The organism is Shewanella sairae (genome assembly GCF_023283535.1).
GTDB lineage: Bacteria > Pseudomonadota > Gammaproteobacteria > Enterobacterales > Shewanellaceae > Shewanella > Shewanella sairae.
Map to the genome: position 1 here is coordinate 1 of NZ_JAKILT010000121.1, position 4059 is coordinate 4059.

The 4059-nt window shown below is 40.0% G+C and carries 7 protein-coding genes; 6 read left to right on the forward strand and 1 reads right to left on the reverse strand.

Going from position 1 to position 4059, the window contains the following annotated elements:
* On the reverse strand, nucleotides 1-997 hold a 997-nt coding region (locus L2748_RS23190), incomplete at its 3' end, for an outer membrane beta-barrel protein (RefSeq protein WP_248957792.1).
* Nucleotides 998-1418: 421 nt separating this feature from the next.
* Here L2748_RS23190 and L2748_RS23195 point away from each other — a divergent pair.
* The 6 genes from L2748_RS23195 to L2748_RS23220 all read left to right on the forward strand — a co-directional run bounded on the left by L2748_RS23195 (nucleotide 1419) and on the right by L2748_RS23220 (nucleotide 3748).
* A complete protein-coding gene (locus L2748_RS23195) occupies nucleotides 1419-1691 on the forward strand; it encodes a hypothetical protein (protein ID WP_220783501.1) in 273 nt (90 codons plus the stop codon).
* Nucleotides 1692-1706: 15 nt separating this feature from the next.
* Nucleotides 1707-2042 (forward strand): type II toxin-antitoxin system RelE/ParE family toxin, encoded by a 336-nt coding sequence (locus tag L2748_RS23200; RefSeq protein ID WP_220783502.1) that lies wholly within the window; start codon nucleotides 1707-1709, stop codon nucleotides 2040-2042.
* 121 nt (nucleotides 2043-2163) lie between these two features.
* Nucleotides 2164-2358, forward strand: a complete 195-nt coding sequence (locus L2748_RS23205) for a hypothetical protein (RefSeq protein WP_220783503.1) — start codon at nucleotides 2164-2166, stop codon at nucleotides 2356-2358.
* 132 nt (nucleotides 2359-2490) lie between these two features.
* Nucleotides 2491-3000 carry a hypothetical protein gene (locus L2748_RS23210; RefSeq protein ID WP_220783504.1) on the forward strand — a complete coding sequence of 170 codons (510 nt, stop codon included), beginning with the start codon at nucleotides 2491-2493 and terminating at the stop codon, nucleotides 2998-3000.
* A gap of 65 nt (nucleotides 3001-3065) precedes the next feature.
* Nucleotides 3066-3386, forward strand: coding sequence for a DUF6572 domain-containing protein (locus tag L2748_RS23215; protein WP_220783505.1), 321 nt, complete (start codon nucleotides 3066-3068; stop codon nucleotides 3384-3386).
* Between the two features lie 74 nt (nucleotides 3387-3460).
* Entirely contained in the window at nucleotides 3461-3748 is a 288-nt protein-coding gene (locus L2748_RS23220; protein WP_220783506.1) for a hypothetical protein, read from the forward strand.
* Nucleotides 3749-4059 lie beyond the last annotated feature (311 nt).

Here is a 4059-nt window from a genome sequence, read left to right on the forward strand (position 1 = left end):
TAATAGTAGGGGATTTGATTTCAAACGGCTGAACAACCATTTCTACCCGGCGGTTCATCGCGCGTCCCATTTCAGTGCTGTTATCCGCAATCGGCTCCGCTTCACCTCTACCTAATACGTTAATTCGAGCTTCATCAATACCTTTTGTGATAAAGAAGTCCGCAACAGATTGCGCTCTACGCTCCGACATCCACTGATTATACTTTTCAGGCCCCGTGCTATCTGAGTGCCCTGTAATCGTAATGACCGAAGCTGGGTATTGAGTTAAAAACGCTAAGGTTTTCTCAAGCGGTTTAGTACTGACTAATTGACTCGAGTTGTGAGCAAAAATCGTATCGCTATTAACACCAGAAACAACATAAGTTTTCACTTCCACGGGTTTTTCAACAATGACCTCTACCAATTTCTCTTGAATGACAGGGGTAGGCTTTGGCGCAAAACCAAACCGCCAGCTCACGCCAACCGTAGCTAAGTGATGGTCTGAAAAGCCTGACGCGCTATCACCTAATGATTGCGTGAATTGATATTCAGCCCGCAGCGCAAGGTTATCTGTCAGCGCATATGAAAGACCTGCACCAAACACCGGCGAGAATCCATCAGTATCAACATTATTCAGTCCCTTAACATCGCCCATCCAACCCGCTCCCCCCCCTTTAAGGTAAGGGTACAAGTTATCTGTAATAGGGTAACCCAAGCGTGCACTCATGACGCCTTGCTGAAACTCAGCAGAAATTTGGCCATGATTGTAATTTGCATAAGCTTTACCTAAATATTGATAAGCAAGCTCAGTAGAAAAGTACTGATTAAATTGATAACCAAGGTGCAAGCCCCCAGCAAGTCGGTCACGAGCACTGTCATAGGACGCCTCGTTCCCACCATTAGCGTAGTGGCCTTGGCCAATATCTATACCGGTATACCAGAAGTTGTCTGATACGTCGGCAACAGCATGCGATAAAGGCACACCACAACATAAAACAAAAAGCAGTGATTTTTTCACAAAGCACCTCTCAAAACGTGTAGTGTAGTGGTCAATTTAACACTGCGGATATTTTTATTGAACAAAAAACGTTATCTCTACCTACAAATTCCACGTAAAAGTCATAACGTTCAAACTAATAAATGCCCCATTATTAGCTTCGCAACTCAAGAAGTAATTAGCCTGAATATAACCTTGTTTTTAGAAAAGCTAATCTGAAAGGGTTTTTCCATTCACGAACATCCTCGGTGTACAAATAAGGCATAGATTTGCACACGCTCTTGTTAAATGTTACAATAGGTTTATTGGTACATGATATGCCAATGGATGAATACGAAGGTTTAAGCGTTGTGTAAATCACATTGATTTACCCGTTATTTTAAGGAGAAGTTTAGTGTGGACACCTTCGGCCATACCTAAACAAATGATATGAGGTTTATAAATGGAAATTTCAACAATGTCTCAAAAGTCAGCCAGAGATGGACTGGGTACAACAGACAACTTTAAAGGTGGTGTTTATGTAACTAAAAACGGTGTTGCAGAACTGTTTGTTCAAACAGCAGTAGAAAGACAAATGGAGCTTAACGAGCTTCGTTTAGAACGACAAACAAACTCCCTGTTAAAGCTAACAATGCTTTCTAAACAGGATATCAAAAACAATCGCAAAATGTCCCCAGAAGAAGCACTAAGGAGAATGCGCGATGCAAGAAAATAGTAACTCGGAGAAAAAATGTCAGAGTATGAAATAGATGTAACAGAAGTAGCTTTATGGTCTCTACAAGATATCGAATCCTTCAATATGGCAATATTTGGAGCTGAACAGTCCGCGGATTTTGTAGATGACTTACTAAATGAATCAGTATCAGCTATAGCCGAAGACCCTTCACGCTATAAATTCAGCGCAAGGCTAGCAGATAAAGGGGTAAAGCTACGAGAAAGAATATCCCCTGATGGAAAATACATAACTCTCTATGACTTTGACGGTAAAGTCGTAGAGATTTTACTATTTATGAGCACGAGACAAGACCTTGAAAGCTTGCTGCATCGTTATATGATAGTAAAATAGATTAAGAACATGATCACCCACACATGTAGGATTTTACGCCACTCCATGTGTGGTGTAGTTGTGGGTTTTCTAGTTATAACCCCACGTTATAGAATCCCCCCTCTAGATTGTTCCTCTAATAATGGCTTTGTTAGATGAAGCTGACATCACTACTTTAAATGAAGTCTTAAAAGGCTTTATCTATTTTGACAAGCCAAGTGATTCAAAAATTCAGCATTTAGACCAGCGGCAAGTTGAAGTTTTGTCTAGTGAAATCAGTAGCCCTTTTAATACTTTAGCTACCGCTGAAGAAATGGGGTTAGTTAAACATCAGTGAGAGTGCGCGTTTACACTTGTGCCTCAATATAATAAGTAACATTAGGCGCTAAGAAACTTATGAATGTTGATAATAGGTTTGGATTCCGCGCAAGCAGGTTGCACAGACGTTACACCTTATGAGTAAATAAAAATGGAATACAACTATACAATCTCATCTGAAGGATGCTTAGCACTGTTAGATCCTGAAACATATAAAGGATTTATTGGAGAAGATTGGTCGGTAAAAGGAATTAAAGATCATTTTATTTCAGAAAATGAAAAAGGAGCCATAATCGCTTGGGGCTGTGATGATGGAAATTGGAATGTAAGCATTTCAAATAGTGAAACTGATCTGAACTCAGAGCAATGCTTTGATTCAGTATTGAAAACGAATGGAAAGATCTTATTAACATCATACGAGAGCCTCACTATGGCTGCGCAATTCGATGATGTTTCATTGCCAGAGTCTCATGAGAATGGACAAGTAATTGAACTAGAGCCAGGGTTCTATCAGGTTACAGTTAAGCAAAAGTTCGCAAGTGAAGATTCAGGCTGTGAAAAAGTATTCAGCCAAAAAGCTGCTCACTTTGAGCTCATTCTTAAAAAAGTTAACGAGCTAGGAAAACCACTAAATGATATCCCGTGGTTTCAAGGCTATTAGGCATAACAAGCGCGTGCAATCTGACCTCTGGTCATTGATACGGACGTTAGTTGCTTAGGAAAATTATGACAATCATGCAAGAAGATGTAATTGACCTGTTCTATGTGAATGAAGAGGAAAACTATATTTCTCTCATTATTTCCGACCACTTGGAGTGGGATGAGAAAAATGAAAAGTTACTTTTGCTTCAACGCAAGATCAATACTTATTTAGCCTATCTAGAGTCAGGTCAAGTTTATGAAACAAACCCAGAAAGTAAAGATATGAATGTTTACATTGCTTTGACATCTATGTATGCTCCAAATGAAGAGGCATTAAAGTTTTTTCGCCTACTTGTACCTATTGTTGAGGATGCTGGCTTTCATTTTAAGTGGAGTGTTGCGTAAAAATGCAGCTAACAAGCTGCCTGCAATCTTGCCTCCGGCAGTTGAGGAGGGCGTTAAATACCTGAGGGAATATTATGACTTGGAGTTTTGACCAAGATAAAAACGTAGCAGCATTGATAACAAAGCAAGTAGTAGATCAAGGATTACCCATTTTACAAGTGATCCATTATTCGGATGATCACTCTTGGGCTTTTATGTGTGGTACTACTAGTAACCCTTCAGATACGTTGGTTATAAGTATGGAACAGGCTGTCTCCTTTGATGTTTCTCTTTACGAAATAGCTACTATGCCTCCTGGCTGTATAGCTAGTCGAAATAGCGTGAAAGAAAGCTGGGTGTGCGAAAAAATTGACGACATTTAATCTAGTAGCCGGAGGTATCAAGCCTCCAGCACCACCCTGCATGCGGCTCAGCACTCGACTAAATGGTTTTAGGAGCTAGAGCAGGGAGCCGTTCCTTTAGAATTTATGCCTTAACACCTCCGCTTCCTTTTAAGCATCAATTATCCGCCTTAAAAACGCATTCCCCCTATAAAATCTAATGCTAATATGCTTGGTTTGATTTAAGCGCGAAACTGATTTCTGTCCATAAATTCGTTTCAGCGCATAATGATGACAGAGGGCTTCACTGACTCTACTGTTCCCTATTAGTCTTTTAATAAGATATAGCCCAA

Excerpts from the sequence above, each read along its gene's own strand:
- L2748_RS23220 (WP_220783506.1), top strand. The coding sequence starts at position 3,461 with ATGACTTGGAGTTTTGACCAAGATAAAAACGTAGCAGCATTGATAACA.
- L2748_RS23205 (WP_220783503.1), top strand. The coding sequence starts at position 2,164 with ATGGCTTTGTTAGATGAAGCTGACATCACTACTTTAAATGAAGTCTTA.
- L2748_RS23215 (WP_220783505.1), top strand. The coding sequence starts at position 3,066 with ATGACAATCATGCAAGAAGATGTAATTGACCTGTTCTATGTGAATGAA.
- L2748_RS23200 (WP_220783502.1), top strand. The coding sequence starts at position 1,707 with ATGTCAGAGTATGAAATAGATGTAACAGAAGTAGCTTTATGGTCTCTA.
- L2748_RS23210 (WP_220783504.1), top strand. The coding sequence starts at position 2,491 with ATGGAATACAACTATACAATCTCATCTGAAGGATGCTTAGCACTGTTA.
- L2748_RS23195 (WP_220783501.1), top strand. The coding sequence starts at position 1,419 with ATGGAAATTTCAACAATGTCTCAAAAGTCAGCCAGAGATGGACTGGGT.